At 71.3% G+C, this 23,002-nt stretch carries 14 protein-coding genes; 10 read left to right on the top strand and 4 right to left on the bottom strand.

What is annotated here, in order from left to right:
• Positions 1–22: 22 nt before the first annotated feature.
• The 10 genes from GFK26_RS20205 to GFK26_RS20250 all read left to right on the top strand — a co-directional run bounded on the left by GFK26_RS20205 (position 23) and on the right by GFK26_RS20250 (position 20,432).
• Entirely contained in the window at positions 23–784 is a 762-nt protein-coding gene (locus tag GFK26_RS20205) for a S1 family peptidase (protein WP_194273917.1), read from the top strand.
• 32 nt (positions 785–816) lie between these two features.
• A complete protein-coding gene (locus GFK26_RS20210; protein WP_153283547.1) occupies positions 817–1,281 on the top strand; it encodes a hypothetical protein in 465 nt (154 codons plus the stop codon).
• A complete protein-coding gene (locus GFK26_RS20215; protein WP_228121714.1) occupies positions 1,265–2,635 on the top strand; it encodes a trypsin-like peptidase domain-containing protein in 1,371 nt (456 codons plus the stop codon). The genes GFK26_RS20210 and GFK26_RS20215 overlap by 17 nt, the downstream gene beginning before the upstream one ends.
• A gap of 161 nt (positions 2,636–2,796) precedes the next feature.
• The gene (locus tag GFK26_RS20220; protein WP_153283548.1) at positions 2,797–3,441 is read left to right on the top strand and encodes a secretin and TonB N-terminal domain-containing protein; all 645 of its coding nucleotides are present in this window, start codon (positions 2,797–2,799) and stop codon (positions 3,439–3,441) included.
• 9 nt (positions 3,442–3,450) lie between these two features.
• Entirely contained in the window at positions 3,451–3,987 is a 537-nt protein-coding gene (locus GFK26_RS20225; protein WP_153283549.1) for an RNA polymerase sigma factor, read from the top strand.
• A 73-nt stretch (positions 3,988–4,060) separates the two neighbouring features.
• Positions 4,061–5,026: a FecR family protein gene (locus GFK26_RS20230; protein ID WP_153283550.1), complete on the top strand. Its 966-nt coding sequence runs from the start codon at positions 4,061–4,063 to the stop codon at positions 5,024–5,026.
• Between the two features lie 139 nt (positions 5,027–5,165).
• Entirely contained in the window at positions 5,166–17,804 is a 12,639-nt protein-coding gene (locus GFK26_RS20235; RefSeq protein ID WP_194273918.1) for a filamentous haemagglutinin family protein, read from the top strand.
• Between the two features lie 13 nt (positions 17,805–17,817).
• Positions 17,818–18,375: a sigma-70 family RNA polymerase sigma factor gene (locus GFK26_RS20240; RefSeq protein WP_153283551.1), complete on the top strand. Its 558-nt coding sequence runs from the start codon at positions 17,818–17,820 to the stop codon at positions 18,373–18,375.
• Between the two features lie 62 nt (positions 18,376–18,437).
• Positions 18,438–18,668: a hypothetical protein gene (locus GFK26_RS20245; RefSeq protein WP_153283552.1), complete on the top strand. Its 231-nt coding sequence runs from the start codon at positions 18,438–18,440 to the stop codon at positions 18,666–18,668.
• A 138-nt stretch (positions 18,669–18,806) separates the two neighbouring features.
• Complete coding sequence (locus tag GFK26_RS20250) at positions 18,807–20,432, top strand: phospholipase D family protein (RefSeq protein ID WP_153283553.1); 1,626 nt, start codon at positions 18,807–18,809, stop codon at positions 20,430–20,432.
• Positions 20,433–20,444: 12 nt separating this feature from the next.
• On the opposite strand, the gene GFK26_RS20255 is transcribed toward GFK26_RS20250, so the two are convergent.
• From GFK26_RS20255 to GFK26_RS20270, 4 genes are all read right to left on the bottom strand, one after another.
• Positions 20,445–20,954 carry a murein hydrolase activator EnvC family protein gene (locus GFK26_RS20255; protein WP_153283554.1) on the bottom strand — a complete coding sequence of 170 codons (510 nt, stop codon included), beginning with the start codon at positions 20,952–20,954 and terminating at the stop codon, positions 20,445–20,447.
• A gap of 122 nt (positions 20,955–21,076) precedes the next feature.
• On the bottom strand, positions 21,077–21,565 hold the full coding sequence (locus GFK26_RS20260) for a CreA family protein (RefSeq protein ID WP_101490309.1): 489 nt from the start codon (positions 21,563–21,565) through the stop codon (positions 21,077–21,079).
• An 11-nt stretch (positions 21,566–21,576) separates the two neighbouring features.
• Positions 21,577–22,128, bottom strand: coding sequence for an NUDIX hydrolase (locus tag GFK26_RS20265; protein ID WP_153283555.1), 552 nt, complete (start codon positions 22,126–22,128; stop codon positions 21,577–21,579).
• Between the two features lie 20 nt (positions 22,129–22,148).
• Positions 22,149–22,850, bottom strand: a complete 702-nt coding sequence (locus tag GFK26_RS20270) for a fumarylacetoacetate hydrolase family protein (RefSeq protein WP_153283556.1) — start codon at positions 22,848–22,850, stop codon at positions 22,149–22,151.
• Between the last annotated feature and the right edge of the window lie 152 nt (positions 22,851–23,002).

The following is a 23,002-nucleotide window of genomic DNA, read 5'->3' on the forward strand; positions in this document are numbered from 1 at the left end:
TCAGAGCTTTCGTGACTGTCCGATGCCCCCTCTGCTGTTGTCTTCTGCCGGCCCCCGCCCGCCCTCGTGGGCGCCGTTCCTGCTCGCCCTGGCGTTCGCTGCCCTGGCCGGCGCGGCGCATGGCGCGCCGCCCGAGGCCACCGCGAGTGGCGTGTTCCTCAACGCCGCCGGCGACGTGCTGACCGCGCGCCATGCGGTGGCGGACTGCCGTTCGCTGTTCGCCCTCAAGAACGCGCAGGTGGCGCAGGCCCGCGTGATCGCCGAGAGCGAAGAACTCGACATCGCGGTGCTGCGCACCACCCTCACGCCGTATCTGCACGCCACGCTCGCGACGGGTGAGCGCGCGTCGGCCGCGGGCAGCGTGGGCGTGTTCGCCGAGGCCTACGCTGTGCTGCAGCGCATGCCCGACCGCGCCGCGTTGCTGAGCAACGCCCTGACCGTGCCCGGCGTGCCCGGCGCAGAAGGCCTGCAGCTGCTGTCGGGTGTGCAACCCGGCGCCAGCGGCAGCGCGGTGCTGGGCGCCGACGGCCTGCTGCTCGGCGTGGTGGTCGAGCGTGTCGCCGCCGCGCCGCATGCGTCGGGCATGGTGCTCAGCCGCGCGGCCTCGGCCGCGGGCGTGGGGGGCGGCGTGACGCGGGTGCGCGCGGTGCCGGCCTCGCGCCTGCGCGACTTCCTGGACGCCCACGGCATCGCGTACACGCACAGCCGCGAACCGCAGCTCGGCCCCCAGCAGTCGCCCGCCGCGCGGGCCTCGACCCTGTCGGTCGGCGTGCTGTGCGGCTGAGCGTTCTTCTTTCGACTTTCACTGGAACCCCCATGACCCCTTCTTCGGACACGACCCGCGGCTGGCGCCGCCTGCGACTGGCGCTCGGCTGGCTCGGCCTCGGGCTGTCGGCGGCCGCCGCGCCGCTCGCGGCATCCGCGCAAACACAGCCGCAGGTGCCGCAGCACTGGATCAGCTACGCCAACCTCGCGAGCAACCAGCTGCAGTCGTCGCTGAGCGATCCGGCCAGCGACACCGTGGTGCGGCTGCACACCTGGATGCAGGACCGCATGCTCAAGGAAGGCCAGCCCGTGCCGCCTGCGCCGGTGGTGGTGCGCGTGTGGGTCGCGGGCAGCGGCAAGGTCGAGCGCGTGGCCTTCGATTCGCTGGGCGATGCGCAGGCCGACACCGACCTGCGCGCGCTGCTCACCGCGCAGCCGCTGGCCGAGCCGCCGCCGCGCGACATGCGCCAGCCGATGGTGCTGCAACTCACGCTGAGCTTTGTCGCGCGCACCTGAGCGGTCGCACCGGCGCGGCCTGTGCGTGGCGCTGCTGGGCCTTGCGGCGGCAGTACCGCTGCACGCCGCCATGCCGTGGCCCGTGCCGGGGCTCGCGGCACTGGTCAAGGCCTACGGGCCGGCCGTGGTCCACATCGGCGTGGAGCGGCCGTCGGTGCCGGCGCGCCGCTACAGCGACCGCTGGCTGCTGCGCGCGCCGCCGGCAGAGGCCGACGACAGCAGCCTGGGCAGCGGCTTCCTGGTGAGTGCCGACGGGCTCATCTTGACCAACGCGCACGTGGTCGCGCACGGCACGCAGATACGCGTGAAGCTGCCCGACCGGCGCGAGTTCCAGGCGCGCCTGATCGGCCTCGATGCGCTGGCCGACGTGGCGCTGCTGAAGATCGACGCGACCGGCTTGCCCACGGTGCGCATCGGCGACCCGGCGGGCCTGGAACCCGGCGACGGCGTGGCGGCCATCGGTTCGCCCTACGGCTTCGGCAACTCGGTGACGGCCGGCATCGTCAGCGCCAAGGGGCGGCTGCTGCCGGGCGCGGAGTCGATGCAGTTCCTGCAGACCGACGTGCCGATCAACCCCGGCAACTCGGGCGGGCCGCTGTTCAACCTGCGCGGCGAGGTGATCGGCATCAACTCGCGCATCTACAGCCGCAGCGGCGGCTACCAGGGGCTGTCGTTCGCCATTCCCATCGACGCCGCGATGCGCATCAAGGACCAGCTGCTGGCCACCGGCACCGTCACGCGCGGGCGCATCGGCGTGGCTGTGCAGGAGGTGGGGCAGGCGCTGGCCGACACCTTCCGCCTGCCGCGCCCGGCCGGCGCGCTGGTGACCGACGTGGAGCCGCGCGGCGCGGCGGCGCGGGGCGGGCTGAAGACCGGCGACGTGATCCTGTCGGTGCAGGGCCGCGAGGTGGTGCAGGCGGCCGACGCGCTCGGCTTCATCGCCGAGCAGGTGCCGGGGCAGCGCGCGCGCCTCATGGTGTGGCGCGACCGCGCCGAGCATGTGGTCGAGGTGAAGGTGGAGGGCTACGACACGCCGCGCCTGCAGGGCGATGCGGCGGCGGCTTCGATGCCCTCACGGCTGGGCTTCGCGGTGCGTCCGCTGGCACCGGCCGAGCGGCAGTTTCTGCGCGTGGAGGGCGGGCTGCTGGTGCAGCGCGTGAACGTCGCGGCGTCGCGCGCGGGCGTGCAGCCGGGCGACGTGATCCTGGCGCTCAACGGCCAGCCGATCGACAGCGCGCAAGCGTTGGCACAGGCGCTCGATGAGGCGGATGGCGCGGCGGCGTTGCTGGTGCAGCGCGCGGGCGCGCGGATCTTCGTGCCGATCTGCGCGCGGCCGGGGTCGCCGAAGTGCTGAGTGCAACCGTGCCGCGTCATCCGAACGTCATGCAGCGAACCTAGCATCCGCTTCGACATGCCCCCCGGGCCGTGGCTTTGGCCGGGCGTATCGAACTCATGCGGCATGCCCCTCTTTCTCTTCCTCTCGGCTCCCTGGCCATCCTCGTGTTGGTCGCCTGCATGACCGCCCGCGCGCAGTCCGAGGTGGCACCGCGTCGGCCGCACGACGCGCGCATCGCCTTCGACATCGCGGCCCAGCCGCTGGCCACGGCGCTGGAGCAGTACGGCCGCGTGACCGGGCTGCCCGTGTTCTTCGATGCCGAACGCGTGGCCGGTCGCCATGCCGCGCCCGTGCAGGGGGTGTTCGATGCGCAGGCCGCACTCGATGCATTGCTCGCGGGCACGGGCCTGGTCGCCGACGACGCCGGTGTGGGAGCGACGACCGCCTTCGTGCTCAAGCTCGCGCCTGCTGTGCCGAAGCCGGCACAGCCGATCGACGCGGTGCGAACCGCACCTGCGACTGTTGATCGCGGCTACGACGGGCTGGTCCAGACCCGCATCTGGGAAGCCTTGTGCGCCCACCCGCGCGCGGCGCCGGGCGGCTACCGCGCCGCGATGCGTTTCGTGATCGACGGCACCGGCCGCATCGCCCATGCATTCCTGCTGCACACGAGCGGCGACCGTGTGCGCGACGACGCCATCCTCGACACCCTGCGGCAGCTGCGCATCGATCGCGCACCGCCGCCGGACATGGCGCAGCCGCTCACGATGCTCATCCTGCCGCGCTCGCAGACGCCCGGGCTCGAATGCCCGGTGCGGCACTGACGCATCGCCATGCCCGAGAACGCACTGCCCGCATTGCGCGACTTTCTGGTCGCGCGCTACGACGAGCTCAAGCAGCGGCTCGCGCGGCGGCTCGGCAACGCCGAGCGTGCGAGCGATGCGCTGCAGGACACCTGGCTGCGCCTGGAAAGCCGCGACGACATCGACGGCGTGCACGACCCCGCGGCCTACCTGCTGCGCGTGGCGGTCAACCTGGCCTACGACCAGCTCGCGAAGCAGGGGAGGCTCGCCACATCCGACGAGATCGAGGCGCTGCTCGACGAAACGCCCGACCCTGCACCGGGGCCCGCGCAGATCGCGCAAGACCGCGCGGAGCTGGCCGCGCTGCGCGCGCTCATCGAGCGCCTGCCGCCACGGCGTCGGCAGGTGCTGGTGATGGTGCGCTGGCAGCACCTGCCGCAGCGCGAGGTGGCGGCGCGGCTCGGCATCTCGCTGCGCACGGTGGAGAAGGAACTGAAGGAGGCGCATGACCACATCGCCGCCCGCATGGGCCGTGCGCTCAGAGCAAAGGAGCCGCATGACAAATAAATTGCGGTTCACCGCGTCGAGAGCCGTCTCATGGGTATGCCAGATCTTTCAACGCGCACAGGTTGACGCCCCGATGACCCCGCCCGATGCACACGCCCAGGCCTTGCGCGAAGCGCAGGCCTGGCTGCGCCGGCTGTCGTCCGGCGCGGCCACGCAGCACGACGTCGAAGGCTTTCGCCGCTGGCGCGACGGCGACCCGCTGCACCAGCCCGCACTCGCACAGGCCCGGCGCCTGTGGCAGGCGCTCGACACGGCCATCGGCGGCATGCCGGCCGAAATTCAACGACCTTCCGTGTCGTCTCCGAGGCCCGTGGCCGCGCGCCGCGCATTCCTCGGCGCGGCCGTGGGCGCGGCCGGCGCTGCGGGCGTGGCGGTGGTCTCTCCGCCGCTGGGCCTGTGGCCGTCGCTCGGCGAATGGAACGCGGACTACCGCACGGCCACCGGCGAGCAGCGCGCGGTGCAGGTGGCCGAGGGCGTCGACCTGACGCTCAACACGCAGACCAGCGTGCAGCGCCGCAGCGTCGAGGGCCGCGTCGTCGGCATCGACCTGATCGCGGGCGAGGCTGCGGTCGATCTGGTGGCCGGGCCGCAGCCCTTCGGCGTCGTGGCGGGCGCGGCGCGCAGCGAGGCGCAGGCCGGTCGTTTCGAGGTGCGCTATCTCGCGGGCCGGGGCTGCGTGACCTGCCTCGAGGGGCGCGTGCGTGTCACGCACCCGAGCGGCACGCGCGAGTTGCAGGCCGGCGAGCAGGTGCTGTACGACGCGGGCGCGCTCGGGCCGGTGGCGGGCGTGGCAACCGGAGAGCCTTCGGCCTGGCGCAGCGGCGTGCTGGTGTTCCGCCAGACGCCGCTGGCGCATGTGATCGACGAGATCAACCGCTACCGGCCGGGCCGCGTGGTGCTGCTGGCGCAGCGCCTGGCGGGGCGCGAAGTCAGCGGGCGTTTCGCCATCGCCTCGCTCGACACGGTGCTGGTGCAGATCCAGCGCTCGTACGACCTGGAGGCGCGCGCGCTGCCGGGCGGCGTGCTGCTCCTTAGCTGATGCATGTGACAGCCTGATTGGCCCTCGCGTGCGCTCAGGATTGCTTCAGAAAGTTAGCGGTTTTGTTTGCGTTCCCCGGTCTGTCCCGTAAGGGGCACGGATTCCGTGCCTGTGCATTTCATTCTTTACGGGTCGTCAGATGAACACACACGAGGGACACCGCAGCCGCCGCCAGGGCGCTGCCGTGCAAGCGAGGAGCTTCCGGATTTCGCCGCTGGCACAGGCCATGGCGCTGGCACTGGCCGCGGGTGCAGCGACTGCGCCGGCCCACGCGCAGCGCGCCTTCAGCCCGACGTGGTTCAACGCCAAGGGCGCGGCGCAGGTCAACGCCACGGCCACCGGGCTGATGCCCAACGGCTCGCCGGCGGCGTACCTCACGAGTCCGCTGGCGCAGCAGCAGCGCGCCAATGAGCAGCTTCAGAAATCAATCGGCAACCTGAACCTGGCGGCGCGCGGCATCGCGGCGCAGCAGGCCGCACAGGAGGCCGCGCGGCGCGCCGCGCAGAACGACCCTTCGGTGCCCGACGGCCTGGCCGACGGCGGCCTGAAGGTCGACACGAATTCGCTGACCGCCGGCTGGTCGAATGCGCGCGCGCTGACCGGTGATTCGCAGAAGCAGGTCGACGGCCGCACGGTCGTCACCGTCGAGCAGACGGCCGACAAGGCCATCCTGAACTGGGAGACCTTCAACGTCGGCAAGAACACCACCGTGGCCTTCGCGCAGCAGAAAGACTGGGCGGTGCTGAACAAGGTGAACGACCCGCAGGCGCGGCCTTCGCAGATCCAGGGGCGGATCAAGGCCGACGGCACGGTGATGGTCGCCAACCGCAACGGCATCGTGTTCAGCGGCAGCAGCCAGGTCGACACGCGCAACCTAGTGGCCGCGGCGGCGCAGATCGACGACGCGCAGTTCCAGGCCCACGGCGTGTACGCCAACGGCAACACGCCCAACTTCAGGAACGCGCAAGGCCGTGTCGAGGTGCAGGCCGGCGCGCGGCTTTCCACGCCCGCGCCGGGCTCGGCCACGCAGGGCGGCGGCTATGTGCTGCTGCTGGGCAGCGAAGTGCACAACGCCGGCGAGATCGCCACGCCCGGCGGGCAGGCGATGCTGGCGACGGGCGACAGCTTCACGATCCGCAAGGGCGTGGGCACCGACGGCAACCTTGGCTCGACCACGCGCGGCAACGAAGTCGCGGTGACGCTGGCCACGAACAGCCCGGCGGGCACGGTGCGCAACACCGGGCTGATCCAGGCGCCGACCGGCGACGTCACGCTGGCGGGGCGCGAGGTGGTGCAGGGCGGCGTCGTTCTTTCCAGCACCTCGGTCAACACGCGGGGCACGGTGCACCTGAACGCGATCGGTGCGACGGGCCAGGTCACGCTCGGCGAAGGCAGCACCACGGCCATCGTGCTCGACACCAGCGGCGCGACGGCGCTCGACAGCCAGCGCACCGGGCTCATGGCGCCGGCGGTCCAGCTGGGCGGCGGCAACATCATGCTGGCGGGCAACGACCGCCGCGACCTGTCGCGCGTCGACATCGCCAGCGGCGGCACGGTCGAATTCCAGGCCGACTCGCTCACGCTGGCCACGGGCGGCCAGATGGTGGTCGATGCCAAGCAGCGCAGCCTCGTGCGCGAACGCGCGCGCATCGACGTGTCGGGTGCGGTGGGCGTGAAGATCGCGATGGAATCCAACAACATCAAGATCAACGTGCAGGGCAACGAGCAGCGCGATGCGCCGCTCAACCGCGACAGCAGGAACCTCAACAACAGCGACCTGTGGATCGACCGGCGCTCGCTGGTCTTCGTGCCCGGCGGCACCGGCGGCTACCAGGGCGAGCGCTGGTACACCGGCGGCGGCCTGCTCGAGGTGGGCGGCTACCTCGGTACGCAGGCGCACGGCGTGGGCGAGTGGATGGCGCAGGGCGGCGTGGTGGGCTTCAGCGGCGGCGAGCTGGTCACGCAGCGCGGCGCGAGCATCAACATCTCGGGTGGCACGCTCGACGTGCTCACGGGCAAGCTCCACCAGAGCTGGCTCAAGGGCGCGGACGGGCGGCTGTACGAGGTGTCGAAGGCACCGGGCGACCTGCGCTACACGGGCGTCTACAAGGGCTTCGAGGACGAACACGCGCGCTGGGGCAAGAACACCACCGGCTTCTTCTACAACCCGCTGATCGGCCCGCAGACGCGGCTCGAAAGCGGCTACACCGTGGGCCGCGATGCCGGCCTGCTCGTCGTCGGCACGCAGGCCGCGGTGCTCGAAGGCGAGATCGTCGGCGAGACCTTCCAGGGCGACTGGCAGACGCAGGCGCGCCAGGCGGGGCTCGACGGCTACCAGCAGTCGACCGGCGCGGTGGCGCAGCGCGGGCAGTTCGTCGTGGGCCGCTACGACGCCTACTACGACAAGGCGGCTGGTGCGCTCCACCGGCGGCTCGACAGCGCCGGCATCAAGCACGTGGTGCTCGGCGACACCGCCGACGGCATGGCCGCGGGGCTCGACCTCGCGACGGCGTTGCCGGCCGAACGCCGTGACACGCTGGTGCTCGACGCAGCGCAGCTCAGCGGTTTTCGCCTGGGCGCGGTGCGCCTCGCGGCCACCGACAGCATCGCGGTTGACACGGCACTGCAGGCGGGCGACGGCGGAAATATCACGCTGTACAGCCCGGGCGTGAAGGTCAACGCCGACCTCGTGGCGCGCGGCGGCAGCATCCAGCTGGGCAACGTGCTCGAACAGGTCAGCCTCAACTACCTGAAGGACACGAGCACGCTCACCGCGCCCGCCGGCGGCACGACCTCGGTGGTGCTCGCGGGCGGCGCGACGCTCGACACCCGCGGCCTGTGGACCAACCTGCTGACGAACCCCGCAGACGCAGGCGGCGTGGCGTACCGCAATGGCGGCAGCGTCTCCGTGCGCAGCACCGGCGACGTGGTGCTGGGCACCGGCAGCGTCATCGACGTGTCGTCCGGCGCAGCGCTGTTGGCCAAGGCCAAGCCGCAGGGCGGCAAGGGCGGCAGCGTCACGCTCGAGGCGGACGGCTTCAACGCCGGCAGCGGCCATGTCGCGCTCGACGGCGCGGTGCTGCGCGGCCACGGCGTGGACGGCGGCGGCACGCTGACCGTGCAGACGATGCGCGTCGCCATCGGCGACCCCCCGGGCATGGCGCAGGCCGACACGCTGATGCTCGACGCCGGCTTCTTCGACAAGGGCTTCAGCCGCTATGCGCTCGTCGGCAACCACGGCCTCGCCGTGGCCGACGGGGCGCAGGTCGATGTGACGATGCCGGTGTACCGCTTCGGCGCGAACGCGCAGGACATCACCACCGGCAGCTCGCCGGCCCAAGCGTTGGAGGTGTGGACGCCGCCGCTTTACCAGGAAGACGCCGCCCGGGCGGTGCTCACGCAGCGCAAGGGCGCGAGCCTGTCGCTGCAGGCCGGCACGCCGAACACGCTGGCCCGGGAACTGCCGACGGTGCAGGCCGTGGTGGGCAAGGGCGCGGCGCTCCACGTCGACCCGGGCCAGGCCATCGAGGTGCGCAGCGCCGGCCAGCTCACGGTGGACGGCACGCTGCGCGCGAACGGCGGGCGCATCGTGCTGAAGACGGTGGACATCGCCGATCTCGAGGCCGACATTGCCAACGCACACGCCCATGCCCGCTCGATCTGGATCGGCGGGCAGGCGGTGCTCGACGCATCGGCGCATGCGGCCACCGCCACCGATGCCAACGGCAAGCGCTACGGCCTGGTGCGCGACGGCGGCAGCATCGTGGTCGGCGGCGAGATCGATGCGGCGTCGAGCAAGACCACCGCGTCGCAGAACTTCATCGTCGTGCGGCCGGGCGCGCTGCTCGATGCCTCGGGCACGCATGCGGTGCTCGATGTGAACGGCCTGGGCGCCACCGACGTGGCAAGCAACGGCGGCAGCATCTCGCTCGCGTCGTACAACGGGCTGCACCTCGACGGCACGCTGCGCGCAGTCGCGGGAGGTGCACGCGCGGCCGGCGGCACGCTGGCCGTGGTGCTCGACACGCCGGGCCTGCGCCAGCACCTGGACCCGCTGCAGCAGGCGGAAGACCGCGTGCGCCGGCACCGCGTGCTGGTGCTGGGCGTGGAACAAGGCGCACCGCTCGCGCCCGACACCCTGCAGGCCGGCGTCGACGACGGCGCCCTTGCCTACGGCCAGGGCCGGATCGGCACCGACACGGTCCGCCGCGGCGGCTTCGACAACCTCTCGCTGTTCTCCGGCTCCACGCTCGCGTTCGAAGACGGCGTCGATCTGCGCATGCGGCAGAGCCTGCAGATCTACGCCGGCGGCCTCGCGCTCGGCACCGACGCGCCCGACGACGCGCACGTGTCGCTGGCGGCCGCGCAGGTGCGGCTGGCCGGCGCAATGCCGTCGTTCACGCGTGAAGTCCAGTCCTCGCCGGTCGCCAGAGGCGGCGTGGTGCGCGTGCCCTCCGGCGCCCGCCTCGATGTGGCGGGCGACCTGATCGACATCCGCGACGGCATGGGCTTTGGCGTCAGCGGCCAGGTCGCGATGCGCGACGGCGCGAGCGAATCGCCCGTGGTCGACCTGGCCGCCTTCGGCCACGTCACGCTGTCCAGCACCGGCGACCTGCGCTTGCTGCAAGGCACGTCCGACGTCGGCATTTCCACCAGCCTCGTCGTGCCCGGCAGCCTGACCCTGCGCGCTGCGCAGATCTACCCGGCCACGGGCGTGGTGGCGCTCGTGTCCGCGGGCGTGGCGCCGGACGGCACCTACCGGCCCGACACGGTGCTGCGCATCGAGGGCACGGACGCCATTCCGGAGGTGCCGTACTCGGCGTTCGGCAACCTGTCGCTGCGCGCCGACGTCATTGAACAAGGCGGCGTGGTGCGGGTGCCGCTCGGGCAACTGACGCTCGGCGACGAGCGCACCACGCAGGTCAGGCTGCTTCCCGGCAGCCTCACGTCGGTGAGTGGCGCGGGGCTGAACATGCCCTATGGCGGTACGGTCGACGGCATCAACTACCTGTACGACGGCAAGCAGGTGAAGCTCACCGGCGTGGGCGCGGGCGACGTCTACAAGCGCAACCAGACGATCGGCCTCACGTTCAAAGGGGCCAGCGTGCTCGGCGAGGAAGGCGCCACGCTCGACCTGTCGGGCGGCGGCAACCTCACGGGCGCGGGCTTCGTGAGCGGACGCGGCGGCTCGACCGACGCGCGCTTCAGCCCGCTGATGCAGGTCGGCACGCACGGTGGCTTCACGCTGCCGGGGCTCGCGACCAACCCGGTGTACGCCATCGTGCCCGGCGTGCAGCCGGCGGTGGCGCCCACGGGCGCGGAGAAGGGCGCGGTCGATCCGCTGGTCGGCCAGCACATCACCATCGGCGCCGGCGTGCCGGGCCTGCCCGCGGGTACCTACACGCTGATGCCTTCGACCTACGCGCTGCAGCAGGGCGCCTTCCGCGTGGAGCTGAACGGCGCGGGCGGCCTGGGTGCGCCCATCGGCACGCTGGCGATGCGCAACGGCTCGTGGCTCACGGCCGCGCAGCTGGGCGTGGGCCGCACCGGCATCGGCGACACGCTGTTCCGCCAGGCCATCGTGACCTCGGGCGACGTGCTGCGCAGCTACTCGCAATACAACGAGATGGGCTACGCCGACTTCGTGCGCGCCGACGCGCTGCGCGTGGGCGTGCCGCGCGCCATGCTGCCGGCGGACGCGCGCAACCTGCACCTGAATCTCGCACCCGGTGCGGGCGCCGACGCCTTCCGCTTCGACGGCACGGCGCGCTTCCGGGTGGACGCGGGCGGCCGGGGCGGTTCCGTGGTGGCCACGGCCAGCGAGGCGCAGCGCGGTCTCGAAATCGTCGCGGCCGGCACGCCGGCGACGGCGGGCTTCCAGGGTGTCACGCTCGACGCCGGCGCGCTCAGTGGCATGGGCGCGTCGCGCCTCGTCATCGGCGGTTTGCAGGGCGCCGACTACGGGCAGGGCGGCAACGTCATCCAGACCGGCGACGGCGGGCAAAGCGTGGTGCTGCGCCAGGGGGCGGTGCTGTCCGCGCCCGAGGTGTTCCTGGTCGCGGTGGGGGTGACCGAGGGCTCGCCGCTCAGCGTGGTGGCCGAGCAGGGCGCGCGCATCCACACGCTCGGCCGCGGCAAGGCCGCGTATGACGCCGACGACGGCTTCGTCTATGCCGCGAACGACCAGATGCTGATGGTTTCCAACGGCCGGGTGAGCACGCTGCCGGTGCCGCAGACCCAGGCCGCGTCGGACAACCGCAGCCTGCAGATCGGCGTGTGTGCCAGCGCGTCGTGCAGCGGGCAGACCGAGCTGTACTCCGAAGGCACCATCGCCATGGTGACGCCCGACCGCTTCGAGATGAACGAGGCGGTGCGCTACGGCACGCGCCACCTCACGCTGGCAGTGCGCGGCATCAACGTGGGCGACAGCGCCGCGCTGGCTGCCGCCGCGCAAAGCAACACGCTGCCGCCGGGCTTGGCCATGAGCCAGGCCCTGCTCGACCGCCTGCTGCGCGGCGACCGGCAGTACGGCGCGCCCGCGCTCGAGACCCTGGAGCTGAGCGCCAGCGGCGGCGTCAACTTCTTCGGCACCGCGGCGCTGGACACCATCGACCCCGCCACCGGCAAGGCGACGATGGCGCAGCTGGTGCTGGCCACGCCCGCCATCTACGGCCAGGGCGACGCGGGCGACGTGGCGACCATTCGCACCGGACGCCTGGTGTGGCAGGGCGCGACCACGGCGCCTTCGGCCGTGGTGCGCGATGGCGCGGGCACCGGCAGCGGCACGCTGAACATCGAGGCCGAGCACATCGAGTTCGGCTACGGTCCCAACAGCCAGCCGAGCGGCCTGGATGACACGGCGCGCCTGGTGCTGGGCTTTGCCGATGTGAACCTGAAGGCCAGCGAGCGCGTGAGCGCCAACCACAAGGGCAGCCTCTCGGTCTACCAGTCGCAGGGTGCGTACGAAGCCGGCAAGGGCTACGCCTACAGCGGCGGCAACCTGAACATCTTCTCGCCCCTGCTGACGGGCGAGGCGGGCTCGGTGAACCGCATCACGGCGGGCGGCGCGTTGCGCGTGGCCGCACCCGCGGGCGCGCCGGCGGCGGCCACCGGCGATGCGGCGCTGGGCGCCGAACTGAGCCTGCGCGGACGCGACGTGACGCTCGACACCGCCGTGGCGCTGCCCAGCGGCAAGCTCACCGTGAGCGCCGAACGCGACCTCACGCTGACCGATCGCGCGGTGCTCGACCTGTCGGGCCGCACGGTGGCGTTCAACGACGTGAGCAAGTACAGCGCCGGCGGCGACGTGGTGCTCGAAAGCCTGCACGGCAACCTGCGGCAGGCGGCGGGCTCGGTGATCGACATGTCGGCGCAGAACAACCGCGCGGGCACGCTGAAGGCGATGGCGCTCGACGATCCCGGCGGCGCGGGAGGCACCGTCGACCTGCAGGGCCGCATCCTCGGCGCGAGCGGCGGCCACTACGACGCGGGCGGCACGCGCGTGCCGTTCCTGGCGGGCAGCGTGGAAGTGCGCGCGCGGCAACTCGGCGACGCCGAGTTTGCGGCGCTCAACCAGCGGCTGAACGACGGCGGCGTGTTCGGCGCGCGCAGCTTCCAGCTGCGCCAGGGCGACCTTGCCATCGGCGACGGCCTGAAGGCCGGCGAGGTGAACGTGTCGCTCGACAACGGCAGCCTCACCGTCACGGGCACCATCGATGCGAGCGGCGAGCGCGTGGGGCGCATCAGCCTCGCGGCAAAGCACCACCTCACGCTGGCCGGCAGCGCGGTGCTCGACGCGCACGGCCGCACGCTGCGCGTGGACAGCCACGGCCAGATCATCGATTCGCCGAACCGCGCAATGGTCGACCTCACGTCGAACGACGGGCAGCTCACGCTGGCCTCGGGTTCGCGCATCGACCTGCGCCACGGCACCGACGCCAAGGTGGGCGGCGAGCCGGGCCAGAACGATGGCAAGGCGCGCGGCACGCTGGAACTCAACGCGGGCCGCACCGGCGAGACCGTCGGCGACCTCCGCATCGACGCCAGCGGCAACATCGCCATCGACGGCGCGCGCTCCATTGCCGTGAACGGCATGTGGCGCTACGACGATGCGCGCTTCGGCACCGACGCCGCGGCCACCGGCCGGCCCTACCAGGTCATCGACCAGGCGTACCTCGACGCCAAGCACCTGCAGAGCACGGCCTTCATCGACCATGCGCTGGCCAACGGCGCGCTGATGAACGGCAAGCTCGCCGGCCTGAACAACGCGCGCTATGCCGACGCCTTTCACCTGCGCCCCGGTGTGGAAATCGTCAGCAAGACAGCCGACGGCGGCCTGGTGGTGCTGGGCGACATCGACCTGTCGGGCTACCGCTATGCGAGCGCCAATCCGCACACGCCAAAGACCGGCGTGTACGGTTCGGGCGAGGTCGGCGCGTTGGCGATTCGCGCGGGCGGCAACCTCGACATCTTCGGCAGCATCAACGACGGCTTCGCGCCGCCGCCCGCCACGCAGGACGACGGCGGCTGGCTGCTGTTGCCCGGCGTGAACCTGCTGCGCGGCGACACCGTGCTGCCGCGCGGCGGCGTGGTGCTCGCCGACGGCACGACCTTCGAGGGCGGTGCCGGCACGCTCAACTACGACCTGCCGATCAAGTCGACGCTCTTCGCGGCCGGGCAAGTGATGCCGGTGGCCGGCGTGCTGGCCAAGGCGCTCGAACTGAAGGTGGGCACGGTGCTGAGTGCCGACGTGCGCAACGCGTCGGGCGCGCTGCTGTTCGCGGCGGGCAGCATCGTCAGCGGCGCCGACGTGACGCTGCCGGTGGGCACACGCCTGGGGGCCGGCATGCGCCTGCCGTCGGCGGCCACGCTGTCGGGCGTGGTGTGGCCCAAGGGCGTGCCGCTGCCGGGCAACGGCAAGAAGTTCGTGCTGAACGGCGCCCTCACGCTGCCGCTGGGCGCGCTGCTGCCGGCCGCCACCAACATCAAGCTGCCCGCCGACGTGACCTCGGTGAAGCTGCGCCCGGACGGCGCCGGCAGGCTGTGGGCCGCGGCGGCGATGCTGCCCGAAGGCTCGCAGTCGTGGTCGCTGCGGCTGGTGGCGGGGGCGGACCTGAACGCGGCGGACAACCGCATCGTGCAGGTGCATCCGGCGGCGGGCCAGGGCGACCTGCGGCTGGCGGACAGCCACTACGGCATGTTCGGCAAGCTGTTGCCACCGAAAGGCGGATTCGGTTGGTCTGCGCAAGCGGTCGAGGAACTGTCCTGGAGCGGGATCACCGTCAAGGTAGGCGACCCTGTCGATCCGGCCATCGTGGGCGACGTGGAGTCCTTCTGCAAGGACGTGCCGGACTATTGCGTGTCCAACAGCAAGCCTGAATACGCGATGGTCCCCGGCAGCACACGCTTCAGCGTGGTGCGCACCGGCGCGGCCGATCTCGACCTGCTGGCCGCTGGCAACCTGCGCATGGATTCGCTGTTCGGCGTGTACACCGCCGGCGCCTCGTCGCAGGCCACGCATGCCGGCGACCCCTACAACCTGTCGCGCGCGGTAGGCGCCAACGGCACGGTGCTCAACGACGCGAACGGCGGCTACGAGAAGTTCGTCGACGGCGGCGCGCAGAACCTGGCACGCGCCTGGTACCCGGCCTCCGGGGGCAACCTGACGCTCCAGGCTGGCGGCGACCTGACCGGCGACATGACGCTGATCGCCGGGGGCACGGGCTCGAGGCGACCGAATCCCGCCGACAAGGGCTTCAGCAGCGGCGCCATCGGCAACTGGCTGTGGCGCCAGGGCACGGGCGAGAGCCTCGGTGGCGGGCAGGACCAGCCCGCGGCGTGGTGGATCAACTTCGGCTCCTATGTCGGCGCGAACGGAGCGGCCGACACCTTGCTCGGCTTCACCGGCTTCGGCACGCTGGGCGGCGGTGACCTGCGCGTGGACGTGGGCGGCAACGCAGGCCTGCTGGCGCGGCGCGGCGCCAGGATCGATTCGTCCACCGACAGCCGGCGCAGCCAGGGCCTCGTGCTGGCGGTGGGCGGCACCGGCCGCGTGGCGGCCGACGGCCGCCTGAGCCTCACGGGTGGCGGCGACGTGCAGGTGCGCGTGGGCGGCGCCTTCAATCCGTTGGACACCCCCTTCGTCCAAGGCGCCGGCGGCGACGTGGACGCCGGGCTCAACGGCCTCATCGTCAACCTCCGGGGCGACGTGCAGCTGCAGGCCGGCACCCTGGGCAGCCTGCCCCTGGTCTACGGCCTGTACGCCCGGTCGCAGTCGCCCCGCGAAACCCGCGCCTACGACCTGTACACCGCGACCCGCGGCATGGCGCAAGGCGGCATCGTGCTGGCGCCGGGCGATGCGAACTACACGCTCGCCACGCGGGGCGACCTGGTGGTCAAGGGCGTGATCGACCCGACGCGCGTGGACCTCGCCAATGCCACGCCGTTCAGCGCCAATGGCCTGGCGGGACAAGGCCAGAGCTGGTTCACCCTGTGGACGCCGCACACCGCCATCGGCCTTTTCAGCACGGGCGGCAACCTGGTGCCGGTGGCGGGCGGCTGGGGCCTGCCCGTCACCGACTCGGCCTTCGTGGTCCCCTCGATCCTGAGCGCGGTGGCCGCCAGCGGCAGCTTGTTCTACGGCGATGCGGCGACCTTCCAGAACACCGGCACGGGCACGCCGCTGGTGCTGGCGCCGTCAGCCCGTGGCGCGCTCGAGTTCCTGGCCAGCGACTCGATCTATGCGGGCGGCAACACCGTGAGCCCATCGGGCGCGGCCGCCTCGGCGCTGGCGACGCCGTGGCGCCCGGCCTTCCAGGGCACGATCGGCGACGGCACGGTGCTCGGCAACCTGTCGGGTGGCAACAACCTGGACGGCGGCGGCATGCGCCCGCTGTTCGCCTTCGGCCCCGACACGGTGTCGGGTGAAGCGGTGGGCACGCAGCCGGCGCGCTTCTACGCCGTGCATGGCGACCTGGTCGGCGTGAGCAGCGGGCGCATCCTGCGCTTCGGGCCTGACGACGCGACGCGTGCCGGCCAGACCTGGTACGAAGGCGCGCAGCCGGTGTGGATGCGGGCCGGGCGCGACATCGTCGCGAGCGGCACGCCCGTCGGGCAGACCGAGCCCTCGAGCGGCCTGGCGCAGACCTACTTCGAGAGCAGCGGCAACCTGTTCGCGCACCAGAAGCCGGGCGACATCTCGGTGGTCTCGGCAGGCCGCGACATCCTGTTCAGCACCTTCAACGTGGCCGGCCCCGGCACGCTGGAGATCACGGCGGGCCGCGACATCCGCATGGAGAACAAGGCCTCGGTCAGCAGCCTCGGCGCGGTGGTGCCGGGCGACAGCCGGCCCGGGGCGGGCATTGCGATGCTGGCCGGCGTGGGCTCAAGCGGGCCCGACTACAGGGGCTTCGCGCAGCGCTACCTGGACCCGGCCAACCTCATGCAAAGCGGCCAGCCGCTGGCCGACCAGGCCGGCAAGGTGGTGAAGAACTACAACGGCACGCTCACGCTGGGCGACTGGCTGCGCGCCGAGCATGGCTACAGCGGCGACGAGAACGGCGCGGCGGCGTGGATGGCGCAACGCCAGGCCAGCCTCGACGCGGACACCGGCACGCCGCGCCGCGCGCTCGCCAACGACTACCGCCAGGCGAGCCAGTTGTACCTGGTGAACTGGCTCCAGGCCTCGCAGGGCTACAGCGGCAACGGCGGTGCACAGGAGGCGCTCGTCTTCTTCAACGCACTGCCGTCCGAGCAGCAGCGCAGCTACCTGCGCGGCGTGTACTTCGCTGAGCTGAAGGCGGGCGGCCGCGAATACAACGACGAGGCCGGTGTGCGCTACGGCAGCTACCTGCGCGGACGCAACGCCATCGCGTCGCTGTTTCCGGGTACCAGCTACAGGGGCGACATCACGCTGTTCGGTTCGGCCGGCGTCAACACGCTGTTCGGCGGCGACATCGCGATGCTCACGCCGGGCGGGCGCCAGGTGTTCGGCATCGAGGGCACGGCGCCCCAGGCCGTGGGCACGCTGATTCCGGGCGTCATCACGCAGGGCGCGGGCGACATCTCGCTCTACGCATTGGGCAGCATCCTGCTGGGCCAGAGCCGGATCATGACCACCTTCGGCGGCAGCGTGCTGGGCTGGTCGGCCGAGGGCGACATCAACGCGGGCCGCGGCTCGAAAACCACCGTGGTCTACACGCCGCCCAAGCGCGTGTACGACCGCTGGGGCAACGTGGTGCTGTCGTCGGACGTGCCGAGCACGGGCGCGGGCATTGCCACGCTGAACCCGATTCCCGAAGTGCCGGCCGGCGACATCGACCTGATCGCGCCGCTGGGCACCATCGACGCGGGCGAGGCCGGCATCCGCGTGTCGGGCAACGTGAACCTGGCGGCGCTGCAGGTCGTGAACGCCGCCAACGTGGCGGTGCAGGGCAAGAGCACGGGGCTGCCGGTGGTGACGTCGGTGAACGTCGGCGCGCTGGCCAACGCCAGCGCCGCGGCGTCGCAGGCCACGGCGGCGGCGCAGGACGTGATGCAGCGCGAACGCGCGGCGGCGCGCCAGAGCCTGCCGTCGGTGTTCTCGGTGCGCGTGCTGGGCTTCGGCAACGAGCCCGCGTCCGGCGCGCCCGAAGCGCCGGAAATGCGCCGCAAGCCGGCGGAGCAGGCGAGCTACGACCCGTCGGGGTTCGTGCAGATGGTCGGGCACGGTGCGCTCACCGACGCGCAACTCGCCCGTCTGAACGAGTCCGAACGGCGCGGCCTGCCGCGCGGCCGTTGAGCGGCGACACGCCATGTCGCACGCCTGCCTGCTGCCCCGCGGCGATGCCGCGGGGGTCGCCCCTGCGCCGACGGATGTCCAGCAGCTGCTGGTGGCGCACTACGCGCAGCTGCACCGGCGGCTGTCGATGCACCTGGGCTGCGCCGACGCCGCCACCGAAAGCCTGCACGATGCCTGGCTGCGCCTGGCCGAGGCCGCCTTCACGGACACCTTGGAGAACCCGGTGGCCTACATCTTCCGCGTGGCCTGCAATGCCGCGATGGACCGCCTGCGCGCCGAGCGGCCCTGGCAGTACGCGGGCGAGGCGGACGACACGCTGGCCGAGGTGGCCGACCACGCGCCGGGGCCCGAACTCATCGCGGAGGCGCGCTCCGACCTGAAGGCGGTCGAACGCGCGATGCAGGGCTTGCCGCACCGCCATCAGGACATCTTCGTGGCCTTGCGCGTGCACGAGTTGACGCGGCACGAGGTCGCGGTGCGGCACGGGCTGTCGCTGCGGCGGGTGGATTCCACGCTGCGCCAGGCGCTGCAGCGTTTGCCGGTGGGGCGCTGGTCGGGCCTGCATGTCTGAGGCCATGCTTTTGTGGCCGAATGTTTTTGAATTGAAAACAAAAGACCTATGATGAATTCATCATGGGCATGGTTCGACTCGATCTCCACCTGCCAGGCGGCTGGACGGGATGGTTCGAACTCACGCGCACGCCGAAGGGCACCTATGCCGGTATCGCGGCGCTGAGCCTGGACGGCATCACGCGCTGCGCCCTGGTCATCACGCAGCAGCTGTCGTGGGACTCGGCCGTGGCGCGTGCGAACGTGCGCGCGGGACACTTCGTGCGCCAGTGGACGCCCGAACGCGCGCACTGACCCAGGCATCGGCTGCGCGCCGGCGCGGCGCATGGTAGAAACCGCCACCCGTCGGCGCGGTCATGCATCGCGCCGTGCGGCAGCGGCGTTTTTTCACCTTCGCTCCCGTGCCCTTGCTCTCCCCATTTCCTGTCGTTCATGCAGAACCCGTCCCTCCGGGCTGACGTGCCGCGCGCCCGGTGGTTCGCCTGGCTGCTGTGCAGCCTGGCGATGCTCGTGCTCGCCGGTTGCGCCGGCCTGCCGACCGAGGTGGTGCGCAAGCCCTCGAGCGCCATCACCGATGGCGCGGACACCGCGCTGGGCCAGCTCGTGCGCGCCGCCGCGCCGCCGGGCGAGCCGCTCAGCGGCTTTCGCCTGCTGCCGATGCCGCAGTTCTCGCTGCACGCGCGCATCGAGCTGGCGCGCCGCGCGCAGCGCTCCATCGACGTGCAGTACTACCTCGTGCAGAACGACGAGACCGGTCGTTACCTGCTGCGCACGCTGCGCGACGCGGCCGACCGCGGCGTGCGCGTGCGGCTTTTGGTGGACGACCTGTACACGGCGGGCGCCGACCCGCTGTTCACCAGCTTTGCCTCGCACCCGAACGTCGAGGTGCGCCTGTTCAACCCGTTCCCGGCCGGGCGTTCGCGCTTCGGCACCCGCTGGGCGTGGTCGATCCTGGACTTCGACCGCGTGCACCGCCGCATGCACAACAAGCTGTTCGTGGTCGACAACACGATGGCGGTCATGGGCGGGCGCAACATCGCCAACGAATATTTTTTGCGCGACGGCGGCTCGAACTTCATCGACATCGACACGTTGGTGGCCGGCGCCGTGGTGCCCCGGCTGTCGTCGCTGTTCGACATGTACTGGAACAGCCCGTACGTGTACCCCATCGAGTCGCTGGTGCCGCGCGGCGGCGAGTCGGCGCAGGCGCTGCGCGAGCGTTTCGACCGGCTCACCACGGGGCCCGAGACGCTGCATCCCGAAGAGCCCGAATCGACCGACCTGCTGGGCAACAACCCGCTGGCCAAGGACCTCAATGCCGGCAAGCTCTCGCTGAGCTGGGCGCGCGCCGAGGCCTATGCCGACGCGCCCGCCAAGGCGCTGGCGCCCACCGAAGAAGGGCGCGGCCTGCCGGCCGACCAGGCGACCGACAGCGTGCTCTACAACGTGCAGCGCTACCTGCGCGGCGCGCAGCACGGCGTGCTGCTGACCACGCCTTATCTGATTCCCGGGCGGGGTGGCATGGAGACGATGCAGATCGTGCGCGGCAACGGCGTGGGCTACACCATCGTCACCAACTCGCTGGCGGCCACCGACGAGTCGCTGGTGCACATCGGCTACCGGCGCTACCGCGCGCAGATGCTGCGCCTGGGCGTGGAGCTGTACGAGCTGAGCCCCAAGCGCGTGGAGCAGACGAAGCGCTTCGGCATCTACGGTTCGGCCAGTGGGCGGCTGCACGGCAAGTCGGCCGTGATCGACCAGCAGGTGGTGTTCGTCGGCTCGATGAACTTCGACCCGCGCTCGGCGCTGCACAACACCGAGATCGGCATCTTCATCTTCAGCCCGCAGATCGCGCAGCAGCTCACGAGCCTGATCGGCTTCATGCGGCTGGACGGCGCCTACCAGCTGCAGCTGGGGCCGCGCGGCGGCATCGAGTGGGTGAGCCCGGCGTCGGGCGACGGGGCGGACACCATCCTGCACACCGAGCCCGAAACCCATTTCTGGGCCCGCTGGCGGCTGGAGCTGCTGGCGCCGCTGGTGCCCGAAAGCCTGCTGTAACGGCTTTTACGTTTACTGCTGCAAACGGCCGTTGAGGTACGGCTCGGGATCGACGGCGGTGCCGTTCTTGCGGATCTCGAAGTGCAGCTTCACGCGGTCGGATTCGCTGTTGCCCATTTCGGCGATCTTCTGGCCCTGGCGCACCACGGTGCCTTCCTTCACGAGGATGGTCCTGGCGTGCGCGTAGGCCGTGAGGAAGGTCTCGTTGTGCTTCACGATGACCATGTTGCCGTAGGAGCGAAGTTCGCCCCCTACGTACACCACGCGGCCGTCGGCCGAGGCCACGATGGGGTCGCCCAGGTTGCCCGCGATGTCCAGGCCCTTGTTGCGCACGCCGTCGAAGCGGCCCACGGTGGTGCCGGCGGCGGGGCGGATGAAGAGTGCCTGGCGCGGCGGCTGCGGCGTGGCACTGGGCCCCGGAACAGGCTGCTGCGGCCCGGGTCCGGGCGTGGTGCAGGCGGCAATGCCACCAGCCACGAGGAGCGTGGCGGCGGTACGTAAAACAAAAGTCTGAAGGTGCATGACGCTGTTGGAACGGATTCGTTGCGGAGGGTTCCGTCGACGGCCGAATCCGCTGCGCAGACCGGCTGGACGATGCTAGCAAACTCGCGCGCCGTGCCCTTCAGCAGCCCTTCAGCGGCCTGTTACTTGAGCGGAATCGGCGTGCCGCGATCGACCGGCACGGCCGTGATGCTGTTCTTGGGCGAGCCGTCGATCAGCAGGTCGGAGTAGGTCAGGTAGACCAGCGTGTTGCGCTTGGGATCGACCATGCGCACCACGCGCAGGCGCTTGAAGAGCACCGACAGGCGTTCGGTGTAGACCTCTTCGCGCTTGGGCAGCGGCTGCGTGATGCTCACCGGGCCGACCTGGCGGCAGGCAATGGAGGCTTCGGCCTTGTCCTCGGCCACGCCGAAGGCACCGGCGATGCCGCCGGTCTTGGCGCGCGAGACATAGCAGGTCACGCCGCTGACCTTGGGGTCGTCGTAGGCCTCGATCACGATCTTGTGGTCGGGGCCGATGAGCTTGAAGGCCGTGTCGACCTCGCCCACCGTCTCCGCCTTGGCCGCCGAGGCCGCGAGTGCAAAGCCGAGGCTGGCGCCGCAGAGGAGGGTGGCGCGGAGGGTCTTGATCATGGAGAAATTCGTCAAACGATGCTGAGTTCGTGCACGCGGTCGAAGCTGCCCCGCTTGCGGTCTTCGAAGAAGTGTTCGAGCGCCTGGCGCACGGTGCGAAAGGCGATCTCGTCCCAGGGAATTTCTTCCTCGGTGAACAGGCGCGCCTCGATGGTTTCGTGGCCGGGGTCGAAGCGGTCGTCGAGCAGGCGGGCGCGGTAGAACAGGTGCACCTGGCCCACGCGCACGACGCTGATCATGGCGAACAGGCCCTGCATCTCGAAGTTGGCGCCGGCCTCTTCGTTGGTCTCGCGGGCCGCGCCTTCGGCGGTGGTTTCCTCGAGCTCCATGAAGCCCGCGGGCAGCGTCCACTTGCCCCAGCGCGGCTCGATGTTGCGCTTGCACAGCAGCACCTTGTCGCCCAGCACGGGGATGGTGCCGACCACGTTCAGCGGGTTCTCGTAGTGGATCGTGTGGCAGGCCGGGCACACCGCGCGCTGCTTGGTGTCGCCGTCGTCCGGCACGCGGTAGACCACCGCCGTGCCGCAGTTCTTGCAATGCTTGATGGGGACGCGAAGGAGCATGAAGCGGGACCGCGCGGGCGTCAGGCGATCTTCACGGTCAGCGCGGGCAGGCCGGCCACCTGGCCCACCAGCGTGTCGCCGGCCACCACGGCCGCGACGCCCTCGGGCGTGCCCGTGAAGATCAGGTCGCCGGGTTGCAGCTCCCAGGCGGCCGACAGGTGCTCGATGGTTTCGGCCACGTTCCAGATCAGCTTGCTCACGGTGCTGCGCTGGCGGTCTTCGCCGTTCACCTGCAGCGAGATTTCGGCCTGCTCGGCGTTGCCGGCCTGCGCCACCGGAACGATCGGGCCGATGGGCGCGCTCTGCTCGAAGCTCTTGCCGATGTCCCAGGGGCGGCCCTGCTTCTTCATGTCGTTCTGCAGGTCGCGGCGCGTCATGTCCAGGCCGACGGCGTAGCCGTAGATGTGCTTGTGCGCGTCGGCGGCCAAGATGTTCTTGCCGCCCGTGCCGATGGCCACCACGAGCTCGATCTCGTGGTGCAGGTTCTTCGTGAGCGTGGGGTAGGCCATGGTGCCGGTCTGGCCGGCATCGACCGTCACCAGCGCGTCGGCCGGCTTCATGAAGAAGAAGGGCGGCTCGCGGCCGGTGAAACCCATTTCCTTGGCGTGATCTTCGTAGTTGCGGCCCACGCAGTAGATGCGGTGCACCGGAAAGCGGGCGGGCTGACCGACGACCGGCACCGAAACGGTGGCGGGCGGGGCAAAAACAAACTCGGAAGCCATGGAAAGGTGTCCTTTTTCAGCGAAACGGGAGGGGAGACCGGCAGTGTGCCAGAGGCGGCACGCCCTTGCCGGCACGCCGGACCCGGGATTTTGCGGCGGCCCACAATAGGCGCTTCTGCGCGTTTCCCCGACCCTTTTCCTTCCCGTTCCAC

Source organism: Variovorax paradoxus (assembly GCF_009498455.1).
Lineage (GTDB): Bacteria > Pseudomonadota > Gammaproteobacteria > Burkholderiales > Burkholderiaceae_C > Variovorax > Variovorax paradoxus_H.